This window comes from Acidovorax sp. PRC11, assembly GCF_031844105.1.
In the GTDB taxonomy this organism is placed as follows: Bacteria; Pseudomonadota; Gammaproteobacteria; order Burkholderiales; family Burkholderiaceae_C; genus Paracidovorax.
This window is the reverse complement of the sequence record NZ_JAUZUQ010000016.1, coordinates 46,197-70,517: the sequence shown is the minus strand read 5'-3', so window position 1 is coordinate 70,517 and position 24,321 is coordinate 46,197. Positions and strand designations below refer to the sequence as shown.

At 70.4% G+C, this 24,321-nt stretch carries 18 protein-coding genes and 1 tRNA gene; 12 read left to right on the top strand and 7 right to left on the bottom strand.

The window, feature by feature from the left end; translation table 11 throughout:
* Window positions 1-17: 17 nt before the first annotated feature.
* The 11 genes from tssA to Q9R47_RS17615 all read left to right on the top strand — a co-directional run bounded on the left by tssA (window position 18) and on the right by Q9R47_RS17615 (window position 12,505).
* Window positions 18-1,052 (top strand): type VI secretion system protein TssA, encoded by a 1,035-nt coding sequence (gene tssA / locus Q9R47_RS17665; protein ID WP_311234491.1) that lies wholly within the window; start codon window positions 18-20, stop codon window positions 1,050-1,052.
* Window positions 1,053-1,205: 153 nt separating this feature from the next.
* Window positions 1,206-1,757 carry a type VI secretion system contractile sheath small subunit gene (tssB, locus tag Q9R47_RS17660; protein WP_311234490.1) on the top strand — a complete coding sequence of 184 codons (552 nt, stop codon included), beginning with the start codon at window positions 1,206-1,208 and terminating at the stop codon, window positions 1,755-1,757.
* Between the two features lie 13 nt (window positions 1,758-1,770).
* Entirely contained in the window at window positions 1,771-3,270 is a 1,500-nt protein-coding gene (gene tssC, locus Q9R47_RS17655) for a type VI secretion system contractile sheath large subunit (RefSeq protein WP_311234489.1), read from the top strand.
* Between the two features lie 208 nt (window positions 3,271-3,478).
* The gene (locus tag Q9R47_RS17650) at window positions 3,479-4,261 is read left to right on the top strand and encodes a type VI secretion system accessory protein TagJ (RefSeq protein WP_311234488.1); all 783 of its coding nucleotides are present in this window, start codon (window positions 3,479-3,481) and stop codon (window positions 4,259-4,261) included.
* 16 nt (window positions 4,262-4,277) lie between these two features.
* Window positions 4,278-4,805 (top strand): type VI secretion system baseplate subunit TssE, encoded by a 528-nt coding sequence (tssE, locus tag Q9R47_RS17645; protein WP_311234487.1) that lies wholly within the window; start codon window positions 4,278-4,280, stop codon window positions 4,803-4,805.
* A 73-nt stretch (window positions 4,806-4,878) separates the two neighbouring features.
* Window positions 4,879-6,753 (top strand): type VI secretion system baseplate subunit TssF, encoded by a 1,875-nt coding sequence (gene tssF / locus Q9R47_RS17640; protein WP_311234486.1) that lies wholly within the window; start codon window positions 4,879-4,881, stop codon window positions 6,751-6,753.
* A complete protein-coding gene (gene tssG / locus Q9R47_RS17635) occupies window positions 6,750-7,952 on the top strand; it encodes a type VI secretion system baseplate subunit TssG (protein WP_404977167.1) in 1,203 nt (400 codons plus the stop codon). The genes tssF and tssG overlap by 4 nt, the downstream gene beginning before the upstream one ends.
* Window positions 7,953-8,055: 103 nt before the next feature.
* Entirely contained in the window at window positions 8,056-10,845 is a 2,790-nt protein-coding gene (gene tssH / locus Q9R47_RS17630; protein ID WP_311234485.1) for a type VI secretion system ATPase TssH, read from the top strand.
* A gap of 323 nt (window positions 10,846-11,168) precedes the next feature.
* Window positions 11,169-11,260 (top strand) — tRNA-Leu (locus tag Q9R47_RS17625).
* Between the two features lie 13 nt (window positions 11,261-11,273).
* Complete coding sequence (locus Q9R47_RS17620; protein ID WP_311234484.1) at window positions 11,274-11,909, top strand: DUF6806 family protein; 636 nt, start codon at window positions 11,274-11,276, stop codon at window positions 11,907-11,909.
* Between the two features lie 71 nt (window positions 11,910-11,980).
* Window positions 11,981-12,505: a YgjP-like metallopeptidase domain-containing protein gene (locus Q9R47_RS17615; protein ID WP_311234483.1), complete on the top strand. Its 525-nt coding sequence runs from the start codon at window positions 11,981-11,983 to the stop codon at window positions 12,503-12,505.
* 84 nt (window positions 12,506-12,589) lie between these two features.
* Here Q9R47_RS17615 and paoC read toward each other — a convergent pair whose 3' ends face one another.
* The 6 genes from paoC to Q9R47_RS17585 all read right to left on the bottom strand — a co-directional run bounded on the left by paoC (window position 12,590) and on the right by Q9R47_RS17585 (window position 21,440).
* Complete coding sequence (paoC, locus tag Q9R47_RS17610; protein WP_311234482.1) at window positions 12,590-14,845, bottom strand: aldehyde oxidoreductase molybdenum-binding subunit PaoC; 2,256 nt, start codon at window positions 14,843-14,845, stop codon at window positions 12,590-12,592.
* A 5-nt stretch (window positions 14,846-14,850) separates the two neighbouring features.
* A complete protein-coding gene (locus Q9R47_RS17605; protein WP_311234481.1) occupies window positions 14,851-15,801 on the bottom strand; it encodes a xanthine dehydrogenase family protein subunit M in 951 nt (316 codons plus the stop codon).
* A complete protein-coding gene (gene paoA / locus Q9R47_RS17600) occupies window positions 15,798-16,433 on the bottom strand; it encodes an aldehyde dehydrogenase iron-sulfur subunit PaoA (protein WP_311234480.1) in 636 nt (211 codons plus the stop codon). The genes Q9R47_RS17605 and paoA overlap by 4 nt, the downstream gene beginning before the upstream one ends.
* Window positions 16,434-16,673: 240 nt before the next feature.
* Window positions 16,674-17,570 carry a glutamate racemase gene (gene murI / locus Q9R47_RS17595; protein ID WP_311234479.1) on the bottom strand — a complete coding sequence of 299 codons (897 nt, stop codon included), beginning with the start codon at window positions 17,568-17,570 and terminating at the stop codon, window positions 16,674-16,676.
* A 1-nt stretch (window position 17,571) separates the two neighbouring features.
* Window positions 17,572-19,131 carry a fumarate hydratase gene (locus Q9R47_RS17590; RefSeq protein WP_311234478.1) on the bottom strand — a complete coding sequence of 520 codons (1,560 nt, stop codon included), beginning with the start codon at window positions 19,129-19,131 and terminating at the stop codon, window positions 17,572-17,574.
* Between the two features lie 83 nt (window positions 19,132-19,214).
* Window positions 19,215-21,440, bottom strand: coding sequence for a bifunctional diguanylate cyclase/phosphodiesterase (locus Q9R47_RS17585; RefSeq protein ID WP_311234477.1), 2,226 nt, complete (start codon window positions 21,438-21,440; stop codon window positions 19,215-19,217).
* 205 nt (window positions 21,441-21,645) lie between these two features.
* Between Q9R47_RS17585 and fumC the strand changes: the two genes are divergently transcribed.
* Entirely contained in the window at window positions 21,646-23,031 is a 1,386-nt protein-coding gene (gene fumC, locus Q9R47_RS17580; protein WP_311234476.1) for a class II fumarate hydratase, read from the top strand.
* A 19-nt stretch (window positions 23,032-23,050) separates the two neighbouring features.
* Here fumC and Q9R47_RS17575 read toward each other — a convergent pair whose 3' ends face one another.
* Complete coding sequence (locus tag Q9R47_RS17575) at window positions 23,051-24,229, bottom strand: DNA topoisomerase IB (protein WP_311234475.1); 1,179 nt, start codon at window positions 24,227-24,229, stop codon at window positions 23,051-23,053.
* Window positions 24,230-24,321 lie beyond the last annotated feature (92 nt).

The following is a 24,321-nucleotide window of genomic DNA, read 5'->3' as shown; positions in this document are numbered from 1 at the left end:
AGCAACGACGGAGACCCATGATCGACAACGACGCCCTTCTCGAACCCACGGCCGACACGCCGCCCTGCGGGCAGGACCTGACCTACGACGCCGAATTCATCGCGCTCGAGAGCGCCGCCAGCGGCAAGCCGGAACAGCAGTTCGGCGAGACGGTGATCCCGGCGGAGCCGCCGGACTGGCGGGACGTGGAGCGGCGCGCCTCCGCGCTGCTGGTGCGCACCAAGGATGCGCGCGTCGCGGCGCTGCTGTGCCGTGCGCTCACCAACACCAGCGGCGTGCGCGGCATGTCCGCCGGCATCCAGCTGATGGCGGGGCTGTTCGCGCGGTACTGGGACGATCTGCATCCGCTGCCGGAGGACGGCGACCATTTCATGCGCATGAACGCGGTCGCTTCGCTGAACGACGTCACCGGCCAGCTCCGGGAGTTGCGGCAGCAGGACTTCGTGCGGCTGCCCGCCGGCCCGATCAGCGTGCGCGACGCCGAGGCGGTGGCGCGCGGCAACACCGGCGAGGGCGGCACCCGGATTTCCCTCGACCAGCTGCGCGTGGCGCTGGCGCAGGCATGGCAGCAGGGCGATGAATCGCTGCGCGCCTGGAACGCGGCCTGCGAGGCCCTGCGCAGCCTGCAGACCACCTTCCGCGACCGGCTCGGCGCATCGCAATTGCCGGACATGGACCAGATCCAGCCGCTGCTGGTGGCGCTCAACGACCTCGTGCCCCATGCCCCGGTGGGCGTGGCCGATGCCGGGGTGGCGGCGGCGGAGGGGGCGGAGTCCGCCGACGGCGGCATTGCCGTCGCCGCCGGGCAGATCGCCTCCGCCGGCGCGCCCGCACAGCCCCGGGGCCTGCGCACCCGCGACGATGCGATGGCGCAGTTGCTGGAGGTCGCGGCCTTCCTGGAGCGCACCGAGCCCACCAATCCCGCGCCGCTGCTGATCCGCCGCGCCGCCAAGCTGATGGGCCTGAGTTTCATCGACATCCTGCGCGAACTGTCGCCCGACAGCGTGGCGCAGGTGGAGACGATCACGGGAGGTTCGCAGCCGTCTTCCTGATTGGAAAACGAAATGTAACAGCGGTGTTCCTTCGGGGGCCGGATACTTGTCCAGCTGGCGTGTCGCGAGAGGAGGGGGAGCCCCCGCGACAGCCCCGTCGGCGCCATCCGGCCGATCTGTGTTTTCAAGCCTTACGAGAGAGAAGAGTTCAACATGGTGACCTTAACCAAGACCGGCAAAAGCGGTCAGAAGTTCATTGCCCGCAACCGTGCGCCGCGCGTGCAGATCGAGTACGACGTCGAGATCTACGGGTCCGAGAAGAAGGTGCAGATTCCCTTCGTCATGGGCGTCATGGCCGACCTGTCGGGCAAACCGGTGGACCCGCTGCCCGAGATCGCCGACCGCAAGTTCCTCGACATCGACATCGACAACTTCGATGCGCGCATGAAGTCGATCAAGCCGCGCGTGTCCTTCAACGTGCCCAACACGCTGACGGGCGACGGCCGCCTGCACATCGACCTCACGTTCGAGAGCATGGACGACTTCTCCCCGGCCGCGATCGCGCGCAAGGTGGGGGCGCTCAATTCGATGCTCGAGGCCCGCACCCAGCTGCACAACCTGCTCTCGTACATGGATGGCAAGCAGGGCGCCGAAGAACTCATCAGCAAGGTGCTGAAGGACCCGGCGCTGCTGAAGTCGCTGGCGGCGATGCCGAACCAGCCCGCGGGCGGCGGCACGGCCGAGAAGACCAACGACGCTCAGTGAAAGGGACAGCCGCATGAACACGACGACCTCTCTGGACGCGGTGCAGGGCACCCAGGTACTCGAAGGCAACGAATTCACGTCGCTGCTGCAGAAGGAGTTCAAGCCCAAGACCGATCAGGCCCGCGAAGCGGTCGAATCGGCCGTGCAGACGCTCGCGCAGCAGGCCCTGGCCGCCTCGGCCACGCTCTCGGACGACGCCTACCAGACGGTGCAGGCGATCATCGCCGAGATCGACCGCAAGCTCTCCGAGCAGATCAACCTCATCATCCACCACACCGAGTTCCAGCAGCTCGAAGGCGCGTGGCGCGGCCTGCACCATCTGGTGCACAACACCGAGGTGGACGAGCTGCTCAAGATCCGCGTGATGAACATCTCCAAGAAGGAGCTGCACCGGAACATGCGCCGCTACAAGGGCGTGGGCTGGGACCAGAGCCCCATCTTCAAGAAGGTGTACGAAGAGGAATACGGCCAGTTCGGCGGCGAGCCGTTCGGCTGCCTCGTGGGCGACTACTACTTCGACCACAGCCCGCCGGACGTGGAACTGCTCGGCGAGATGGCCAAGGTGTCGGCCGCGGCGCACTGCCCGTTCATCGCCGGTGCCTCGCCCGCGATGATGCAGATGGATTCCTGGCAGGAGCTCGCGAACCCGCGCGACCTGACCAAGATCTTCACCAACACCGAATACGCCGCATGGCGCAGCCTGCGCGACTCGGACGACTCCAAGTACATCGGCCTGGCGATGCCGCGCTTCCTGGCGCGCCTGCCGTACGGCGCCAAGACGAACCCGGTGGACGAGTTCGACTTCGAGGAAGAGACCGCCGGCGGCGACCACAGCAAGTACGCCTGGGCCAACTCGGCCTACGCGATGGCGGTGAACATCAACCGCTCGTTCAAGTACTACGGCTGGTGCACCTCGATCCGCGGCGTGGAGTCCGGCGGCGCGGTGGACAACCTGCCCGCGCACACCTTCCCGACGGACGACGGCGGCGTGGACATGAAGTGCCCCACCGAGATCGCGATCAGCGACCGGCGCGAGGCGGAGCTGGCCAAGAACGGCTTCATGCCGCTGGTGCACCGCAAGAACTCCGACGTCGCGGCCTTCATCGGCGCGCAGTCGCTGCACAAGCCCGCCGAGTACTACGACCCCGACGCCACCGCCAACGCCAACCTGTCGGCGCGGCTGCCCTACATGTTCGCGTGCTGCCGCTTCGCGCACTACCTGAAGTGCATCGTGCGCGACAAGATCGGCTCGTTCAAGGAGCGCTCGGACATGGAGCGCTGGCTGAACGACTGGATCCTGAACTACGTGGACGGGGACCCGGCCAACTCCTCGCAGGAAACCAAGGCCCGCAAGCCGCTGGCCGCGGCCGAGGTGCAGGTGGCCGAAGTGGAGGGCAACCCGGGGTACTACACCTCGAAGTTCTTCCTGCGCCCGCACTACCAGCTCGAAGGCCTGACCGTGTCGCTGCGGCTGGTGTCGAAGCTGCCGTCGGTGAAGCAGGCCGGCAACTGACCGGCTCCGGGGTGCGCGGGCGCGGCGGCGGCATGCCGCCGGTCTCCACCCGCGTGGCGCTGGGCGTGGCAGGGGCGTGGCAGGGCGCCGCTTCCGCTGCCCTGTGTCTCCCATGTCTCCGACGTCCCCGATGCCTCCAGCGCTTCCCGATGCCGCAGCCCCTGCGCGCGATCCCATAACGATTTTGCGGACCACCGCAACCACTTCCATGAATTTCGATTTCAAGCGGCCGCTGGACCGCCAGATGGCCGAACTGAAGGACGCGATCCGGGCCAAGCCGCAGGACGCCACGCTGCGCGTGTTCTATTTCCAGGTGCTGGCGGTCATCGGCGAATGGCAGAAGGCGCTCGACCAGCTGCAGATCTGCGCGCAGCTCGACCGCAAGACGGAAACCATGGCGCGCGCCTACCGCGAGGTGATCCTCTGCGAGGTCGCGCGGCGCGAGGTGTTCGCCGGCAGGCGCACGCCCAACATCCTGGGCGAGCCGCCGGAATGGCTGGGCTGGCTGCTGGAGGGCCTGCAGAGCCTGGCTGAAGGCCGTGCGGAGCAGGCGGCGGAACTGCGGGCCGCCGCTTTCGAGCAGGCCCCGGCATCGCCCGGCGAGATCGACGGCGAGCCCTTCGAGTGGATCGCCGACTCCGATGCGCGCCTCGGGCCGGTGTGCGAGCTGTACGCCAACGGCAGCTACTACTGGGTGCCGTTCTCGAGCGTGTCGCAGATCGCCTTCGAGAAACCGCAGGACCTGCGGGATCTGGTCTGGTCGGCCTGCGAGGTGACGCTGCACAACGGCGGCACGATGCACGGCTTCATCCCCACGCGCTACCCCGGCTCCGAAACCGCGGAACGCGACGAGATCCGCCTGGCGCGTGCCACCGAATGGCGCGATCTGGGCGACGACCAGGCCACGGGCTGGGGCCAGCGCGTGTGGGTGACCGACCAGGCCGACGCCGCGCTGCTGGACGTCCGCCGCGTGAAGTTCTCCGCCGCCTGAACGGAGCATCCGGGCGATGGCGACGCAGCAGGGCAGGGATGGGGGCTACGGGCACGGCAAGGACCGGCTGCAGCCCGCGCTGCTGGACCGCCTGACCGACCACGAACCGTCGCGGCGCACCGAGCGGGCCGAGTCCGTCTACGTGACCGAGCCGCGGCTGCGGCAGGCGCTGCTGCGCGATCTGAACTGGCTGCTGAACGCATCCGACGCGTCCTCGCACATCGATTTCGAGGGGCTGCCGCACGCCGAACGGTCGGTGCTGAACTTCGGCATGAAGCCGCTGGCGGGGCAGTTGCTGTCGGAGCTGGACTGGAAGGACGTGGAGGCCGCGATCCTGCGCGCGATCCTGCAGCACGAGCCGCGCATCCTGGCGGACACGCTGTCGGTGTCGCTCGCGCCGTCGAGCAAATTGTTCGGCCACCACAACATGCTGCAGTTCGAGATCCGGTGCCAGTTCTGGTCGTCCCCCTATCCCCTGGAGCTGTTGCTGAAGACGAGCCTCGACCTGGAGACGGGGCAGGTCGCCGTGTCCGAGCAGCGGTGATGGTGCGCGCCGCCGGCCGGCCGGGGCGCGTTGGCATGAATGTCCGCGATGGCGCGGAGGGAGCCTGATTGAGATGAATCCGCGGCTGGTCGAGTACTACAACCGGGAACTGAGCTACCTGCGCGAGCTGGGGGCGGAGTTCGCCGCCGCCTTCCCGAAGGTGGCGGGGCGGCTGTCGCTGCGGGAGCTGGAGGTGGCCGACCCGTACGTGGAACGGCTGCTGGAGGGCTTCAGCTTTCTGACGGCGCGCATCCAGATGAAGATGGATGCGGAGTTTCCGCGCCTGTCGCAGCGCATTCTGGAGATGGTCTGCCCGCACTACCTGGCGCCCACGCCGTCGATGGTGGTGGTGCAGATGGAGCCGAGCGGCACCGAGGGCAGCCTGGCGGAAGGCTACACGCTGGAGGCCGGCAGCGTGATCCGCGCGCGCAAGACCGCCGAGGACCAGACCCCCTGCGATTTCCGCACGGGGCATGCGATCACGCTGCGGCCGATCGACCTGCTGCAGGCGCGCCTGGGCGGGCCGCCGCTCGATCTGCCGCTGTCGCGCTTCGGGCTGGCGGAAGAGGCCGCCGGGCACCTGCGCTTCACGCTGGGCGTGCGCGGTGCGGCGCAGTGGCGGGCGCTGCGCATGGACCGGCTGGACCTGCACATCTCCGCCGTCGACACCGTCGCCTCGCACCTGCAGGAGCTGATCCACGATTCGGTCACCGGCGTGATCGTGCACGACGCGCAGGACCCGTCGCGCGTCTGGGCGCAACTGCCGGCCGACGCCGTGCAGCCCGAAGGCTACGAGCAGTCGCAGGCGCTGCTGCCCTACACGCACCGCAGCTTCCAGGGCCACCGGCTGCTGCACGAGTACTTCGCATTTCCCGCGCGGTTCCGGTTCTTCTCGATACGGGGCCTGCGCGAGGCGCTGGAGCGGGCACCCGGCGCCCAGGTGGCGATCACGCTGCTGCTGCGGCGCGCCCAGCCGTCGCTGGAAGCGCAGGTGGACCGCCACAAGTTCCTGCTGCACTGCGTGCCGGCGATCAACCTGTTCGAGCGGTCCGCCGACCGCATCCACGTCTCGCCGGGCGTGAACGAATACCACGTGGTGCCCGACCGCACGCGGCCGCGCGATTTCGAGGTGTACTCCGTGCTCGGGGTGACGGGCCACCGCGAGGGGCAGTTGAAGGACCAGGAGTTCCTGCCGCTCTTTTCCTCCATCCACGGCATCCGCGCGAACGAGCAGGCGTACTTCGCGGTGCGCCGCGAGCCGCGGCTCTTCTCGGAGCATGCCGCGCGCTTCGGGCCGCGCACGCAGTACCTGGGCAGCGAAGTGTTCCTCTCGCTGGTGGACCAACGCCAGGCGCCGTTCGCGGACGATCTCAAGCAGCTCAGCGTGCGCACGCTGTGCACCAACCGCGATCTGCCGCTGCTCATGGGCGGGCGCGGCGAGCAGGGCGAATTCACGCTGGTCGAATCCGCGCCGGTCGCCTCGGTGAAGACGGTGGCGGGCCCGACGCGGCCCACCGCGAGCGTCGCCGAGAACGAGATCACCTGGCGGCTGATATCGCATCTGTCGCTCAACTACCTCGCGATGAACGACCTGTCGGAGGAGGAGGGCGCGGCCACGCTGCGCGACCTGCTGCGGCTCTACATCGACCTCGGGGACCGCGACCTCTCGGGCCAGATCGCCGCCATCCGCTCGGTGGGCATCGCGCCCGTCACGCGGCGGCTGCCGCAGCACGGGCAGCTCGTGTACGGCCGCGGCGTGGGCATCACCCTCGGCGTGGACGAAGGGCCGCTGGCGGGCGTGAGCCCCTGGCCGCTCGCGGCGATCCTGGAGCGCTTCTTCGCGCGCCACGTGGGCATCAACAGCTACACCGAGCTGACGCTGCGCTCGCGCCAGCGCGGCGCGGTCGGGCGCTGGCGCGTGCGCCCCGGCCAGAGGCCCAACACGTGAGCGGCGACCGCCTGCCGCTGGAGTCCGGCGCTGCGCCCGGGGCGCAGGCGGAGCCGTATCCGCAACCGCATCCGCACTCCCAGCCGCAGGGCGACGCACCCGACAGCGGCCCGGACGCCGCCGGCTTCTGGCAGCGGCTGCGGCAGGACCCGCATCCGTTCGATCTGTTCTTCGCGCTGCGCGTGCTGCAGGCGCGCAGCCGGCGGCAGCCGCGCTTCGGCAAGGCCCTGCGCCCGCGCGACGAGCCGCTGCGGCTGGGGCAGGACCCGTCGCTGGCGTTCGCGCCCGCGACGCTGGCCGAGGTGCTACCCGGCACGGCGGGGCAGCCCGAGCGCCTGACGGTGTGGAACTTCGGCCTCTACGGGCCGAACGGGCCGCTGCCCACGCACCTGACCGAGTACGTGCGCGAGCGCCTGCGGCAGTACGACGATCCCACGCTGGCGCGGTTCTCGGACATCTTCCACCACCGGCTGCTGATGCTGTTTTTCCGGGCGTGGTCCGATCCGCAGCCGGTGACCTCGCTCGACCGGCCCGACAACGACCTGTTCGGCCGGCACCTGCGCAGCCTGATCGGCTACGGCGAGGCCACGCAGCGCGAGCGCGACGCGGTTCCCGGCCATGCCAAGCAGTACCTGGCCGGGCACCTCACGCGCTGGACGCGCAACCCCGAAGGGCTGGCGTCCGCGATCCGGCTCTTCTTCGAGGTGCCGGTGGAGCTGGTGGAGTTCACGCTGCACTACCTCGCGCTGGAGCCGGACCAGCAGACCGCGCTGTCGCGCGTGCCGCGCAATTCCCGCCTGGGCGTGGACACGGTGGTGGGCAGCCGCGTGCCCGACGCACAGGGCAAGTTCCGGCTGCGCATCGGGCCGCTGCCGCTGGCGCAGTACGAGCGCTTCCTGCCCGGCGGCGAGGATTTCCAGGCCCTGGTGGACTGGGTGCGCAACTACGTGGGCATCGAGTTCGCGTGGGACTACGAATTGATCCTGCGCCGCGAGGACGTGCCGCCCTGCCAGCTCGGCGGCACCGTGCGGCTCGGCTGGACGACGTGGTCGTTCGCCGGGCCGGCGCAGCGCGATCCGGACGACTTCCGGCTCGATGCCGAGCAGTGGCTGGCGGAGCGCAAGGCGTCCCGGCAGGCCGCACGGCCTGCGGCAGGCGCGGGGCGGCCCGCTGAGGCTGTGGGCGCGGAGGTGTCCTGACGGCCCGAGCCTTTGTCCTGTCCGGCACCGCACTGCCGTTGTCGTTTTTTCCTTTCCCTGTCTCCTTTTCCAGAACCGTTTCCATCCATCTCCGCGAGGTCCCATGTCTGAAATCAGCCGGCAAGCCCTTTTCGGCAAGCTCAATCCCCTGCTCTTCAAATCGCTGGAGAGCGCGACCGTGTTCTGCAAGCTGCGCGGCAATCCGTACGTGGAGCTGGTGCACTGGCTGCACCAGCTGCTGCAGGAGACGGATTCCGACCTGATCCGGCTGCTGCGCCATTTCGCGGTGGATTCCGACCGGCTCGCCGCCGACGTGCTGCAGAGCCTGGACCGCCTGCCGCGGGGCGCGACGTCGATCAGCGATTTCTCGGCGCAGATCGAATCCTCGATCGAGCGCGGCTGGGTGTATGCCACGCTGATGTACGGCGAATCGCAGATCCGCAGCGCGTACTGGCTCTCCGGCATGCTGCGCACGCGCGTGCTGGCGAACGAGCTGCGCGCGATCTCGGCGGAATTCAACAAGCTGGGCGAGCCCGCTCTGAGCGAGGTGTTCGGCCGCCTGCTGCCGGATTCGCCCGAGTCGCGCCTGAAGGCCGCGGACGGCAGCGGCCTGGGCGGCGTGCCCGGCGAGGCGAGCGGCGCCACGGCCGAGGCGGCGGGGCCCGGCGAGGCATTGAAGCGCTATACGGTGGACCTGACGGAGCGCGCGCGCCTGCAGGAACTCGATCCGGTCACCGGCCGCGACGAGGAAGTGCGCCAGATGGTGGACATCCTCATGCGCCGCCGCCAGAACAACCCCATCCTGGTCGGCGAGGCCGGCGTGGGCAAGACGGCGGTGGTGGAGGGCCTGGCGCTGCGCATCGCCGCGGGCGACGTGCCGCCGCCGCTCAAGGACGTGCAGCTGCGCGTGGTGGACATCGGCCTGCTGCAGGCCGGCGCGAGCATGAAGGGCGAATTCGAGAACCGCCTGCGCTCGCTGCTCGACGAAGTGCAGGCCAGCACCGTGCCGATCGTGCTGTTCATCGACGAGGTGCACACGCTCGTCGGCGCGGGCGGGCAGGCGGGCACGGGGGATGCCGCCAACCTGCTGAAGCCGGCGCTGGCGCGCGGCGTGCTGCGCACCATCGGCGCGACCACCTGGGCCGAGTACAAGAAATACATCGAGAAGGACCCGGCGCTCACCCGCCGCTTCCAGCTCGTGCAGATCCATGAGCCGGACGAGGCCAAGGCGGTGCACATGCTGCGCGGCGTGGCGGCGAAGCTCGAAGGCCACCACAAGGTGCGCATCGGCGAGGACGCCGTGGCCGCCGCGGTGACGCTGTCGCACCGCTACATTCCGTCGCGCCAGCTGCCCGACAAGGCCGTGAGCCTGCTGGACACCGCCTGCTCGCGCGTGGCGCTGGGCCTGCATGCGACGCCCGCGCGGCTGGAATCGGTGGTGCGGCAGCTGGAGGCGCTGGCGGTCGAGAAGGACATCGTGCAGCGCGAAATCGACCTGGGCGTGGGCGACGCGGAGCGCTTCGCGGCCATCGGCACGTCGATCGAGCGCCTGCGTGGCGAGCAGGCCGAACTGCAGGAGCGGTTCGAGCGCGAGAAGGTGCTGGTGCAGCAGATCGTGGAGGCGGAGGCGGCGCTGCTGAAGCCGGCCGGCAAGCCCGCGGGGAACGGGGCGGCGGCCGGTTCCGCGGAGACGGCTGCCGCATCCGCAACCTCCGAGCCCAACCGCGCGGGCGAAGCCGCCGCATCCGCCGCGACCCCCACGGGCACCGGCGCGGCCCAGGGCACTGCGCCGTCCCCGGCCGGCACCACGCCGCAGGCGCTCGGCGCGCTGCGCGAGGAACTGGCCCGCCTGCAGGGCGAGGACCCGCTGCTGCAGCCCGTCGTGGACGCGGGCGTGGTGGCGGCGGTCGTGGCCGAGTGGACGGGCATCCCGGTGGGCCGCATGGTGCGCGACGAGGTGCAGTCCGTGCTGACGCTCGCCGACACGCTGGAGAAGCGGGTGATCGGCCAGCGCCACGGCCTGGAGGCGATCACGCGGCGCATCCAGACGGCACGCGCCCAGCTGGACAACCCGGGCAAGCCGATCGGCGTGTTCCTGCTGGCGGGCCCCTCGGGCGTCGGCAAGACCGAGACCGCGCTGTCGCTGGCCGAGGCGCTCTATGGCGGCGAGCAGAACCTCATCACCATCAACATGAGCGAATACCAGGAGGCGCACACCGTCTCCACCCTCAAGGGCGCGCCGCCCGGCTACGTGGGCTACGGCGAAGGCGGCGTGCTGACCGAGGCGGTGCGCCGCCGGCCCTACAGCGTGGTGCTGCTCGACGAGATCGAGAAGGCGCACCCGGACGTGCACGAGCTGTTCTTCCAGGTGTTCGACAAGGGCTGGATGGAGGACGGCGAGGGCCGCTACATCGACTTCAAGAACACGGTGATCATCCTGACCTCGAACGTGGGCTCGGAACTGATCGCCGGCATGTGCCGCGACCCGGAGCTGGCGCCGCAGCCCGAGGCGCTGGCCCAGGCGGTGCGCAAGCCGCTGCTGGAGAAGTTCCCGGCCGCGCTGCTGGGCCGGCTGGTGGTGGTGCCGTACTACCCGATCTCGGACACGATGCTCGAGCAGATCATCCGCCTGCAGCTCCAGCGCATCCAGACGCGGATCGCCGAGCGCCACGGTGCGGTGCTGGAGATCGACGACGCGGCCGTGCAGCTCATCCGCCAGCGCTGCACCGAGGTGGAGTCCGGCGCGCGCATGGTGGACGGCATCATCACGCAGAACCTGCTGCCGCGCCTGGCGATGCGGTTCCTGCAGAGCTCGGTCGACGGGAAGTCGATCCGCCACATCCGCCTGGGGGTGGAGGGCAGCGATTTCGCCATCGCCTACGAAGAGGCCTGAACCGGGCGCAGCGCGGCGCGGCAGGCTCCATTGCCGCCCGGCGGGGCCGCGCACTCTGCAGGGCAGGGTCGCGCGGCGAGGCCCGGAGCGGTTTGGTACATAATGAGGGGTTTTCCGCGGCCGGGGCCCATGCCCCGCCGGCCGGAGCCACTGCCGGGAACCCCAGGTTCCCACCCATTCGACGAGGGAAGCCGCGGCTTCCCTTTTTCCTTTGCCGTGCAGGCCATCCGCCTGCAGGCCCCTCCCGGAAAGGCCGGGCGGGCGTTGCACGGTCCCCGCTCCGGGGTTACGCTGCGATGCGGAACCCGGGCGGCGCAGCCGGCGCCCCGATGGTGAAATTGGTAGACACTGCGGACTTAAAATCCGCCGCTTCCTGCGAAGGGGCGTGCCGGTTCGATCCCGGCTCGGGGCACCACTACGATTCGATCATGTCAAGTTACAACGCTCCTTTTGAAATCCATGTCCACGGCCAGGTGCAGATGCGTGCCGACACCACGTTCGAGCAGCTGCAGGACGCGCTCAAGCCGCTCTGGAAGTACGCGGGCGCCCGGTCGCTGGCCGACGGTGCGGCGAGCGCCTACGAGGAAGAGCCCGGCATCGAGTTCGACGCCAAGGAGCACGTGCTGAACATCTGCTGGACGGTGCACGGCGACGAGGATTTCCGCCAGTCGCTCGACGAGATGTGCATGAGCCTCAACGAACTCTCGGAGCAGGGCGCGGCCATCGAGGTCACGTTCTACGACACCGAGTTCGACGAAGAGGAAGAGGACGACGGCACCGAAGCGCGCGACGATTTCGTGATGCTGTTCGTGGGCCCGACGCCCGCGGCCATCATGCAGGTGCAGCGCGACCTGCTGGTGCAGGACGTGGTGCACCTCATGGAGCGCCATTTCGACGGCGCCGAGCTGGGCGGCGTGGTGGCGGAAATCGACAAGCTGTTCTCGCAGCGCTTCGACGCGCTGGTGAATTCGCTGGAGATCGGCAAGCCCCCGCGCGGCACGGGCGGCCCCGGCAGTGGCGGCCACGGCGGCAGCGGTGGCCGGCGCCCCCGCCACCTGCACTGATACGCACTCCTGTCGATTGATCGATCGGTTGATTGATTGACTGAGGGCCGGCCGCGGCCTGGCCGGTTCCCATGCTTCCTGCTCCCCACCCGCTGCCCTATCTGCAGGGCTACCCCGAGCCGCTGCTCGCGCAGGTCGCGGCCCTCGCGGACGGCGACGGGCTGGGCGGCCTGCTGCTGCGGCGCTACCCGCAGGCGCACGCGATGCGCGACGACAAATCCCTCTACCGCTACGCCGCCGAGCTGAAGGCGCGCCATCTGCGCCACGCCGCGCCGGTGAACAAGGTGGTATTCGACAGCAAGATCCACGTGATGCGGCACGCGCTGGGGCTGCACACGGCCTCGGCGCGCGTGCAGGGCGGGCGCCTTTCGGCGCGCCACGAGATCCGCGTGGCCTCGATGTTCAAGCGGGTGCCCGAGGAGTTCCTGCGGATGATCGTCGTGCACGAACTGGCGCACCTGCGCGAGAAGGACCACGGCAAGGCGTTCTACCAGCTCTGCGAATCGATGGAGCCGCGCTACCACCAGTACGAGTTCGATACACGCGTGTACCTCACCCACCTGGAACGCGGCGGCGAGCCGCTCTGGCGGGATTGACGGCCGGGTCCGGGGAGCGCGGGCCATCTCCCGCCGTGCCATGCCCGCCCCGGAGCAGGGGCCGGCAGGCGATGCGGTCCCCCGTCACGCCGCGGTGCGCGGCATCCCGTCGATCAGCTTGTCGAGCGTGACGGGATAGTCCCGCACGCGCACGCCGGTCGCGTTGTAGACGGCGTTGGCGATGGCTGCGCTCACGCCGCAGATGCCCAGCTCGCCCACCCCCTTGGCCTTCATCGGCGAGGCACGCGGATCGGTCTCGTCGAGGAAGACCACCTCCTGGTGCGGGATGTCGGCATGCACCGGCACCTCGTAGCCCGCCAGGTCGTGGTTCGCGAAGAAGCCCAGGCGCGTGTCCACCGCGAGTTCTTCCATCAGCGCGCCGCCCACGCCCATGGTCATGGCGCCGATCACCTGGCTGCGGGCCGACTTGGGGTTCAGGATGCGGCCCGCCGCGCAGACGGCCAGCATGCGGCGCACGCGCACCTCGGCAGTGAACGCATCCACGCCCACCTCGACGAAATGCGCGCCGAAGGTGGATTGCTGGGTCTCCTTCTCCAGCACGCCGAATTCGATGGTGTCCTCGGCCTTCAGCTCGCCATCGCGGGCGGCATCGGCGAGCGCCGCGCTGCGGCCTCCCGCCGATACCTGGCCATCGGCGAACCGGGCCGTGGCCGGGTCCAGGCCCAGTTTGCTGGCGACGGCCTCGCGCAGTTTCACGCACGCGGCATAGACGCCCGAGGTGGAACTGGCCGCGCCCCACTGCCCGCCCGAGCCGGCCGAGACGGGGAAGTCGGAATCGCCCAGCCGCACCGCGACACGCGAGAGCGGCACGCCCATCATCTCGGCGGCGGTCTGCGCGATGATGGTGTAGGTACCGGTGCCGATGTCGGTCATGTCGGTCTCCACCAGGATGCGGCCTTCGCCATCCAGCCGCACGCGGGCGCCGGACTTCATCACGGGCGCGCCGCGGTAGGCCGACGCCACGCCCAGGCCGATCCACCACCGGCCCTCGCGGCGCTGGGCCGGCAGGGGGTTGCGCGCGTTCCAGCCGAAGCGCTCCGCGCCCAGGCGCAGGCATTCCACCAGCTGGCGCTGCGAGAAGCGCTTCTCGGGGCGCTTGCCTTCGCCTTGCTTGTCGCCGCCGCCCTTCTCGCCCGTGGTGTCGGGCACGACCTGCGTGTCGTTGCGGATGCGCAGCTCCACCGGGTCCATCCTGAGCTTCTCGGCGAGTTCGTCCATGGCGACCTCGAGCGCCATGTGGCCGGTGGCCTCGCCGGGCGCGCGCATGGCATTGCCCTCGGGCAGGTGCAGTTCGGCCAGGCGCGTGGCGGTCATGCGGTTCGCGCCCGCGTAGAGCCTGCGGGTCTGGTCCACCGCGCCGTCGGCCTGCCCGCCGGGCAGGTCTCCCGACCAGCACTCGTGGCCGATCGCGAGGATCGTGCCCTGCGCGTCGGCGCCGATGCGCACGCGCTGGATGGTGGCCGGCCGGTGCGTGGTGTTGTTCATCATCAGCGGGCGCTGCAGGGCCACCTTGACCGGCCGCTTCGCTGCGCGCGCGCCCAGGGCGGCGAGCAGGGCGTCGGCCCGCAGGAAGAGCTTGCCGCCGAAGCCGCCGCCGATGAAGGGCGACACCAGCCGCACCTTCTCCTTCGGGATGCCCAGGGTCTTGGCCAGTTCGCCCTGGCCCCAGGCGATCATCTGGTTCGACGTCCAGACGGTGAGCTGGTCGCCCTTCCACGCGGCGATGGTGGCGTGCGGCTCCATCATGGCGTGCGACTGGTCGGGCGTGGTGTAGGTGGCATCGACCTGCACGGGCGCGGCGGCGAAGGCGCCCGCGAAGTCACCCACCGCCGTGTCGGGGGCATCGCCGTTGATGTCCTTGGGCTTCTTGGCCGAATCCTTGCCGGCGGCGAGGTCGTAGTTGCCGGGCTGGCGGTCGTAGTCCACGCGCACCAGCTGGGCGGCGGCCCGGGCCTGCTCGAAGGTCTCGGCCACCACCAGGGCCACGGCCTGGTGGTAGTGGTCGACCTGCGGGCCGGCCAGCAGCGGCGCGGTGTTCATCTTGCCCTGGCCCAGCTTGCCGGCCGATTGCGCCGTGACGATGGCGAGCACGCCGGGTGCGCGGCGGGCGCGGTCCAGGTCGATGCGGCGGATGGTGCCGCGCGCGATGGCCGAGCCGACGACGAAGCCGTAGGCCGCATCGGGCGCCACGTCGTGCCGTTCATAGGCATAGGGCGCGGTGCCGGTGGTCTTGCGCAGGCCGTCGATGCGGTTCACCGGCTGGCCCACGACCTTGAGCTGGTCGATGGGGTTGGCGGTGGCGGGGGTGTCGAACTTCATGGCGGTCAGCTCCGGGCCTGGGAAAGGGCTGCGGCCAGCGTGCGCTCGGCCAGGGGCAGTTTGAAAGCGTTCTCGTGCGTGGGCCGGGCGCCGGCCAGCAGCCGTTCGGCCACGGCCTGGGCGCCCTGGGGCAGGGCGGCTTCGGCGGCTTCGACGCGCCAGGGCCGGGGCGCCACGCCGCCGAGGGCCACGCGGCCCGTGCCGTCCCGCTGCACGATCGCCGCCACCGAGACGAGCGCGAAGGCGTAGGAGGCGCGGTCGCGCACCTTGCGGTAGACGTGGGTGCCGCCCACGGGCGCCGGCAGCGTGACCGCGGTGATGAGTTCGTCCGGCTGCAGCGCGGTCTCGATGTGCGGGGTGTTGCCCGGCAGGCGGTGGAAGTCGGCGATCGGAATGACGCGGGTGGCGCCATCGGCGCGCACGGTCTCCACCGAGGCGTCGAGCACGCGCATCGCCACCGCCATGTCGCTCGGGTGGGTGGCGATGCACTCCGCGCTGCCGCCGATCACCGCGAGCTGCCGGCTGAAGCCGCCGAGGGCAGAGCAGCCGCTGCCCGGCTGGCGCTTGTTGCAGGGCGTGTTGGTATCGTAGAAATAGGGGCAGCGCGTGCGCTGCAGCAGGTTGCCGCCGGTGGTGGCCATGTTGCGCAGCTGGCCCGAGGCGCCCGCCACCAGGGCCCGCGTGAGCACGCCGTAGTCGCGCCGCACGCGCGGGTGGGCGGCCAGGTCGCTGTTGCGCACCAGGGCGCCGATGCGCAGGCCGCCCTGCGGCGTGGGCTCCACGGTGTCCATGCCGATGCCGTTGACGTCGACCAGATGGGCGGGTGCCTCGATCTGCAGCTTCATCAGGTCCAGCAGGTTGGTGCCGCCGGCGATGAACTTGGCGCCCGGCTGGGCGGCGACCGCGGCCGCGGCCTGCGCGGGCGAAGTGACGCGTTCGTAGCTGAAGGGTTTCATGCCTTGGCCTCCGCCACTTCGGTGATCGCGTCCACGATGTTGGAATAGGCGCCGCAGCGGCAGAGGTTGCCGCTCATGCGCTCGCGCAGTTCCTCAGCCGAGAGCATCGGCTGGGCGACGATGTCCGCGCTGACGTGGCTGGGCGCACCGCGGCGCAGTTCGTCGAGGGCACCCACCGCCGAGCAGATCTGCCCGGGCGTGCAGTAACCGCACTGGTAGCCGTCGTGCTGGACGAAGGCGGTCTGCAGCGGATGCGGCGCGGCGGGCGTGCCCAGGCCTTCGATCGTGGTGACCTGGGCGCCCTGGTGCATCACCGCCAGGCTCAGGCACGACACCACGCGCCGGCCGTCCACCAGCACCGTGCAGGCGCCGCACTGGCCGTGGTCGCAGCCCTTCTTGGTGCCGGTGAGGTGCAGGTGCTCGCGCAGCGCGTCCAGCAGGGTGGTGCGGGTGTCCAGGTCGAGATCGTGCGCGGACCCGTTCACGCTGAGGCGGACGGGGGCACGGACCGGGGACGGGACCGCATCCGGCGGGGTGGCCGCAGAAACCGGCACGGCGGAAGCCGCAGCCGAAGAGGCGCTGGCGATCAGCAGATCGCGCCGCGAAAGGGGGAACTGGGCGTTGGTTTCCATCGTGGTTCCGTGGGGTGTTGTCGCAATGCCGGGAGGGCTGCGTGCGCATGGCACGCGCTCCATGGCAGAGCGTCGACGACCTCGCGGCCGGGCCGTGTAGGCCATGTGCTGAAACCGCCGTGGGCCCGGCCGCGTTCGCGGGCGGTGCCGGCCGTGGTCCCCGCTCCAGCCGGCAGCGGGGGCGAAAAGACACCTGTAACGGAAGGGACCTGCCCGGCGCCCCTTCGGAAAGCCGCCGCTCTAGGTGCCCGTCTCCCGCCATGCCGCCGCGGCATCCTCCCGGGGCACGTCGACCAGCGCGCAGGCCGATGCGGGCAGCTGGAGCCAGCGGTGGGCGGCCGCCTGCAGCAGGGGCAGCGAGCCCGTCGTGAAGAGGCGGGTCGTGTCCGCGGACGTGGGAGCATCTGCCGGGGCCAGCGTGCCCGCCGCTTCGAGCAACCGGCGGGTCTGGCGCGCCACCGGCTCGCCCGTTTCCACCAGGCGCACCTGCGGGCCGGTGTGCGTGCGCAGCGCGGCCTCGGCGAACACGTAGTGGGTGCAGCCGAGCACGAGGGTGTCGATCTCGCCGGGCGCGGTGCCGAGGGGGCCGAGCGCCGCGGTGTAGCGGGCGCAGAGCGCGCGGATCTCGGCGGTGGCGGGATCGTCCGGGTGGGTGTCGGCGGTGCTGCGCTCGATCGCATGGGCCAGCCCGTCGCACGGCTGCACCGCGAAGGCGACCTCGCCCTGCAGGGAGGCGAGCAGCCGCTGGAACTTGGCGCTCGCCAGCGTGCCCCGCGTCGCGATCACGCCCACGCGGCCGGTGCGCGTGAGCGCCAGCGCGGGCTTGAGGGCCGGCTCCACGCCGACCAGCGGCAGGCCGGCATGCCGGGCCCGCACTTCATGGATGGCCGCGGCGGTCGCGGTGTTGCAGGCCACCACCAGGCCCTTGATGCCGTGCATGCGCTGCAGGTACCCGGTGATGGCGTGGGTGCGCTCCGCCACGTAGGCATCGCCGCGCTCGCCATAGGGCGCATGCGCGCTGTCGGCCAGGTAGACGAAGTGCTCGTGCGGCAGCTCGGCGCGCAGCGCGCGCAGCACGCTCAGGCCGCCGACGCCGCTGTCGAACACACCGATGGGGCGCTGCGTGGCGGAGGGCACGTCAGGCGGCCACGAGGCCGATCGACTTGAACTCGCCGGTGGCGATGCGCTGGCTCCATTCGGCCGGGCCGGTGATGTGCTTGCTGGTGCCGCCGGCATCCACGGCCACGGTGACGGGCATGTCCACCACGTCGAATTCGTAGATCGCTTCCATCCCCAGGTCTTCGAAGCCGACCACCTTCGCGGTCTTGATCGCCTTGCTGACCAGGTAGGCGGCGCCGCCCACGGCCATCAGGTAGGCCGACTGGTGCTTCTTGATCGCCTCGATGGCGACCGGGCCGCGCTCGGACTTGCCGATCATCGCGATCAGGCCGGTCTCGGCCAGCATCATCTCGGTGAACTTGTCCATGCGGGTGGCCGTGGTCGGGCCGGCGGGGCCCACGGCCTCGTCCTTCACCGGATCGACCGGGCCGACGTAGTAGATGACGCGGTTGGCGAAATCGACCGGCAGGGGCTCGCCCTTGGCCAGCATGTCCTGGATGCGCTTGTGCGCGGCGTCGCGGCCGGTGAGCATCTTGCCGTTCAGCAGCAGCGTGTCGCCGGGCTTCCAGCTGGCGACCTCTTCGCGCGTGAGCGTGTCGAGGTTGACGCGGCGGCTCTTGTTGTAGTCGGGCGCCCAGTCGATCTTCGGCCACAGGTCCAGCGACGGGGCCTCCAGGTACACGGGGCCGGAGCCGTCCAGCACGAAATGCGCATGGCGCGTGGCCGCGCAGTTGGGGATCATGGCCACGGGCTTGGAGGCCGCGTGCGTGGGGTACATCTTGATCTTGATGTCCAGCACGGTGGTGAGGCCGCCCAGGCCCTGCGCGCCGATGCCCAGGGCGTTGACCTTGTCGAACAGCTCCAGGCGCAGTTCCTCCACCTGGTCGAGCTTCTCGCCGCGCGCGGCCTTGGCCTGCAGCTCGTACATGTCCAGGTCGTCCATCAGGCTTTCCTTGGCGAGCAGCACGGCCTTTTCCGCCGTGCCGCCGATGCCGATGCCCAGCATGCCCGGCGGGCACCAGCCGGCGCCCATGGTGGGCACGGTCTTGAGCACCCAGTCGACCAGGTTGTCGCTGGGGTTCATCATGACCATCTTCGACTTGTTCTCGCTGCCGCCGCCCTTGGCCGCGACGGTGATGTCCACGGTGCTGCCCGGCACGATCTGCGTGAAGATCACGGCGGGCGTGTTGTCCTTGGTGTTCTTGCGCAGGAACTGCGGATCGGCCACGACGCTCGCGCGCAGCGTGTTGTCCGGGTGGTTGTAGCCGCGGCGCACGCCCTCGTTGATGGCGTCTTCCAGGCCCTGGCCGGCGGGGAAGCCTTCCCAGCGCACGTCCATGCCGATCTTCAGGAAGACGTTGACGATGCCGGTGTCCTGGCAGATCGGGCGCTGGCCCGTGGCGCTCATCTTGCTGTTGGTGAGGATCTGCGCCATCGCGTCCTTGGCGGCCGGGCTCTGCTCGCGCTCGTAGGCGCGGGCCAGGTGGGCGATGAAGTCGGCGGGATGGTAGTAGCTGATGTACTGCAGGGACGCGGCAATGGATTCCACGAGGTCGTGGTACCGGATGGTCGTGGTCATGGTGGGGGAGCTTGTTGTGGAAGAACTGACGCCCCCGATTATCGCGCCGCGCCCGCAGCGGCGCTCGCGGCGCGCGCGCCGCTTCAGGCCGGCGCGGCCCCGCAGGGCTGCGGCGTCCCGGACAGCTCGGCATAGCTGCCGATCATGGACGGGCTGAAATCCGCCGCGCCCGCGGGCTTGTCGCCGCCGGCCCAGGCGAGCAGGGCGTCGGCCGGCATGGGCCGGGCGAAGAAGAAGCCCTGCAGTTCGTCGCAGTGCATGGCCGTGAGGATGTCGCGCTGGCCCGCCGTCTCCACGCCCTCGGCCACCACGCGCAGGCCCAGCGCGTGCGCGAGCCGCACCACCGCGTCCACCACCGCGCGGGCGTCCTCCTGCTCCTCCAGGTCGCGCACGAAGCTGCGGTCGATCTTGAGCTGGCGCGCGGGCAGGCTGCGCAGGTAGTAGAGGCTGGAGTAACCGGTTCCGAAGTCGTCGATCGACAGGTACACGCCGATGCGCCCGAGTTCCTCGATGGTGCGCTGGGTGGCGCGCGTGTCTTCCATCGCGACCGACTCGGTGATCTCGCACAGCAGGTGCGAGGCCGGCACGCCGTGGCGCCGCAGCGCATCGCGGATGCGTTCGGCCAGGCCGCTTTCGCGCAGCTGGTAGGCCGAGAGATTGATCGCCACGCGCATGCGCAGCCCGTCCCAGTTCCATGCCGCCATCTGCCGGCAGGCCTCCTCGATCACCCAGTTGCCGAGCTGGGCGATGAGCCCGAAGCGCTCGGCCACCGGGATGAATTCCGCGGGGCTGACGTTGCCGCGCTGGGGGTGCCGCCAGCGCAGCAGAGCCTCCACGCCGTTGATGCGGCCCCGCCGGGCGTCGATCTTCGGCTGGTAGTGCAGCGCCAGTTCGCCGCGCGCGATCGCCCGGCGCAGGTCCTGCTGCAGCGACAGCTGGGCGGTGGCGTCGGAATCCATGTGCGATTCGAACAGCGCATAGCCGTTGCCGCCGGCGCGCTTGGCGGCGTACATGGCGGCATCGGCGTTGGCGACGAGCTTGTCGCGCTCGCCGTGGTCGGGATACACCACGATCCCGATCGAGCAGGCGATCTGCACGGTTTTGCCGGCCACCTCGAACGGCTGGCCCAGCGCGTTGAGCAGCCGGTTCGCCACGGCGAGGCAGTCGGCCGGATCGTCCACGTTCTCCAGCAGGATCAGGAACTCGTCCCCGCCCACCCGCGCCACGGTGTCGCTGTCGCGGGCCTGCTGCCGCAGGCGTTCGGCGGCGCTGCGCAGGATCGCATCGCCGGCCGCGTGGCCGAAGGAGTCGTTGATGGGCTTGAAACCATCCAGGTCCACGAACATCACGGCCAGCCGCGGTGCGGCGCTCCGCTGCCGGCTGCGGTCCAGCAGCCGCAGCGCGTGGGCGAGCCGGTCTTCGAACAGCAGCCGGTTGGGCAGCAGGGTGAGCGGGTCGGCGAACGCCTGCTTCTGCAATTGGGCGTTGGCGGCCGTGAGGCGGGCGTTGCTTTCCTGCAGCGAGGCATTGAGCTGGCGCGCGGTGCTCTGCAGGCGCGCGTCCAGCACGGAGGTGAACAGGGTGCTCAGCAGCAGCATGCCGGTGGAGAGCACGACCATGGCCGTGAGTCCCGCACCGCCCAGGCCCCCGGCGCTCAGGCAGACCGCGCCCTCGGGGAACGAGGCCGCGGCCATGCCCGTGTAATGCATGCCGCAGATGGCGAGGCCCATCACCAGCGCGGCCACGGCCTGGTACCACGCCCGCCGCCGGTCCTGCCGCAGATGGATCAGCCAGCGGAAGATGAGCAGGGCCGTGGCGGAGGCGACCACGGCGATGGCGATCGACAGCACCACCAGTACCGGGTTCCAGATGATGTCGATCGACATCTTCATGGCCAGCATGCCGATGTAGTGCATGCCGCTGATGCCCGCACCCATGAAGGCCGCTCCGACCAGGATATGCCAGCGTCCCACGCGCGGCAGGCTCGCGAGCCCGAGCGCCATCGCCGACGCTGCTACCGCGGCGAGCCACGACGCCAGGGTGAACCCGCCGGTGAAGCCCAGGGCCACCGGCAGCTCGAACGCCTGCATGCCCAGGAAGTGCATGGCCCAGATGCCCGTGCCCATCACCACCGAGCCCGCCGCCCACCAGACCACGCCGATGTGCCGCTGCGCCGCATGCACGCGGCGCGCCAGATCCAGCGTGACGTAGCTGGACAGCACCGCGATCGCGAACGAGGAAGCCACCACCAGCGGGTCGTGGCGCGAGGGCATGAGTGCCGTGGCGTCGGGCAGGGGAGGAAACGACATGGACGGGAAAAAAGAGGCGGACCGCATGCGGGACCGGCCCGAAGTGTATCCATTCGTTACTTCCCCTGTCGGTGCGCGGGTTTACCCTGAGCCGCGGGATGAGAATCGTTCCGGCTGGCGTATGCTGGCGGGCACGCCGCCGCAGGCCGGCTGCCGGTGCCCGCACCGGGACCTGCGCGCTTTTCTCCATCCATCGGAATTCCACATGACCACCCGTACGGAACGCGATACCTTCGGCCCCATCGAGGTCCCCGCCCACCAGCTCTGGGGCGCGCAGACGCAGCGCTCGCTGCAGAACTTCGACATCTCCGGCGAGCGGCAGCCGCTGGAGATCCTGCGTGCGCTCGCGCAGGTCAAGCGCGCATCGGCCCGCGTGAACCACGCCCTGGGCCTGCAGGACGCGAAGAAGACCGAGGCCATCGTGGCCGCCGCCGACGAGGTGATCGCGGGACGCCACCCGACCGAATTCCCGCTCGTGGTGTGGCAGACCGGCTCCGGCACGCAGACCAACATGAACATGAACGAGGTGCTCGCCAACCGCGCGAGCGAAATCCTCGGCGGCGAGCGCGGCGAGGGCCGGCTCGTGCATCCCAACGACGACGTGAACCGCAGCCAGTCGAGCAACGACGTGTTCCCGACCGCCATGCACGTGGCGGCCGTGGAATCGCTCACGCACCGGCTGCTGCCGGCGATCGGCAAGCTCCGCGCCACGCTGGAGCAGAAGGCGGCGGATTTCGACGGCATCGTGAAGATCGGCCGCACCCATCTGCAGGATGCCACGCCGCTCACGCTCGGCCAGGAGATCTCCGGCTGGGTGGCGCAGCTGCGCCACGGCGAGCGCCATGTGCGCGACGCGCTGCCGCACCTGTGCGAACTGGCGCTGGGCGGCACCGCCGTGGGCACCGGACTGAACGCGCCCAAGGGCTATGCGGAAGGCGTGGCGAAGGAGCTGGCCGAGCTGACCGGGCTGCCCTTCGTCACCGCGCCCAACAAGTTCGAGGCGCTGGCTTCCGTCGACGCCCTGGTGCATGCGCACGGCGCGCTGAAGACGCTGGCCGCCAGCATGATGAAGATCGCCAACGACGTGCGCTGGCTCGCGAGCGGCCCGCGCAGCGGCATCGGCGAACTCACCATTCCCGAGAACGAGCCCGGCTCCTCGATCATGCCCGGCAAGGTCAACCCCACGCAGAGCGAGGCGGTGACGATGCTGGCCGCCCAGGTGTTCGGCAACGACGTGGCGATCAACATCGGCGGCGCCTCGGGCAATTTCGAGCTGAACGTGTTCCGCCCGATGGTGGCCCACAATTTCCTGCAGAGCGTGCGCCTGCTGGCCGACGGCATGGTGAGCTTCAACGACCACTGCGCCGTGGGCATCGAGCCGAACCGCGAGCGCATCCGCGAGCTGGTGGACCGGTCGCTGATGCTGGTGACCGCGCTCAACACGCACATCGGCTACGACAAGGCGGCCTTCATCGCCAAGAAGGCCCACAAGGAAGGCACCTCGCTGCGCGAAGCGGCCGTGGCGTCGGGCCACCTCACGGGCGAACAGTTCGACCAGTGGGTGGTGCCGGGCCACATGGTGGGGCGCTGAGGCCCCTGCCGCGCGCGGCCTAGGACTTGCGGGGCGTGCGCTTGCGCGCCCGCGCCGTGTCCTTGAGGAAGGCCATCAGCCGGCGCTCGACCGCGCTGAGGCCGCGGCCGCCCGCGCCGGTGCTGCGCTCGCCGATGCGCTCCCAGACCGCCTGCATGTCGGGCCCGGCGTCCGAGGCGAGCCGCGAGCCCAGCTCCAGCACGGCCGGGTGGATGTACGACTTCTTGCAGACCGCCGGCGTGTTGCCGAGCTGGCGCGCCACTTCGGCGAGGATGTGCTTCGCGGTGGAGACGGGGGCGCCCTCCGGCTGGGTGCAGGCGATGCGCGTGAGCTCCAGCGCCTGGGCGGTGCCGTGCCAGGTGCGGAAATCCTTGGCGGTGAAGCGCATGCCCTCGCCATCGCCGCCATCACCTTCACGGCCCTTGCCGCGCCCGTTGGCGATCTCGTGCAGGTAATCGTTCACGTCGCTGGAGCCGACCGTGTGCCGCGTGCCGTCCTCGTCTTCGTACTGGAACAGCTCCTGCCCCGGCAATTGCTGGCAGCGGCGCACCACGCGGGCCACGCGCGGGTCTTCCAGCGTGGCCTGCTGTTCCACGCCGCTCTTGCCGCGAAAGCGCAGCGTGAGCCGGCTGCCGCGCACGCCGGCGTGGCGGTTGCGCAGCGTGGTGAGGCCGTAGGAGCGGTTGGCGGCGGCGTATTCCTCGTTCCCCACGCGCATGAACGTGGTGTCCAGCAGCCGCACTATCGTGGCGAGCACCACGGTGCGCGAGAGGGCGGGCTCGCCGCGGCGGGGCTTCAGGTCGCGCGCCACCCGCGCGCGGATGCGGGGCAGGGCGCGGCCGAAGGCCTGCATGCGCTCGAACTTCGCCTCGTCCCGCTGCAGGCGCCACTCGGGGTGGTAGCGGTACTGGCGGCGGCCGCGCGCGTCCAGTCCGGTCGCCTGCAGATGGCCTTCCGGCAGCGGGCAGATCCAGACGTTCGTGTAGGCCGGCGGGATCGCCAGTTTGCGGATGCGGGCGATCTCCTCTTCGTCGGTCACCCACTGCCCGTCGGGCCGGCGGAACTTGAAGTGCTTGCCGCGCAGCACGCGGGTGAGGCCGGGCAGCGTGTCGGGCTGCACGTACCGCAGGCCGCCGGGCAGGCGCGCGGGACGGGGCCGGGACGTGGAAGAGGGCAGGGATTCGGCAGGGACGGACATGGCAGGCTGGAGTGCGGGACTGTGCACATCACACCCCGATCCGCGCCGCCCGTGTGTAGGAAGGACCGGAGCCTGCCGGTGGGAAAAAGGCG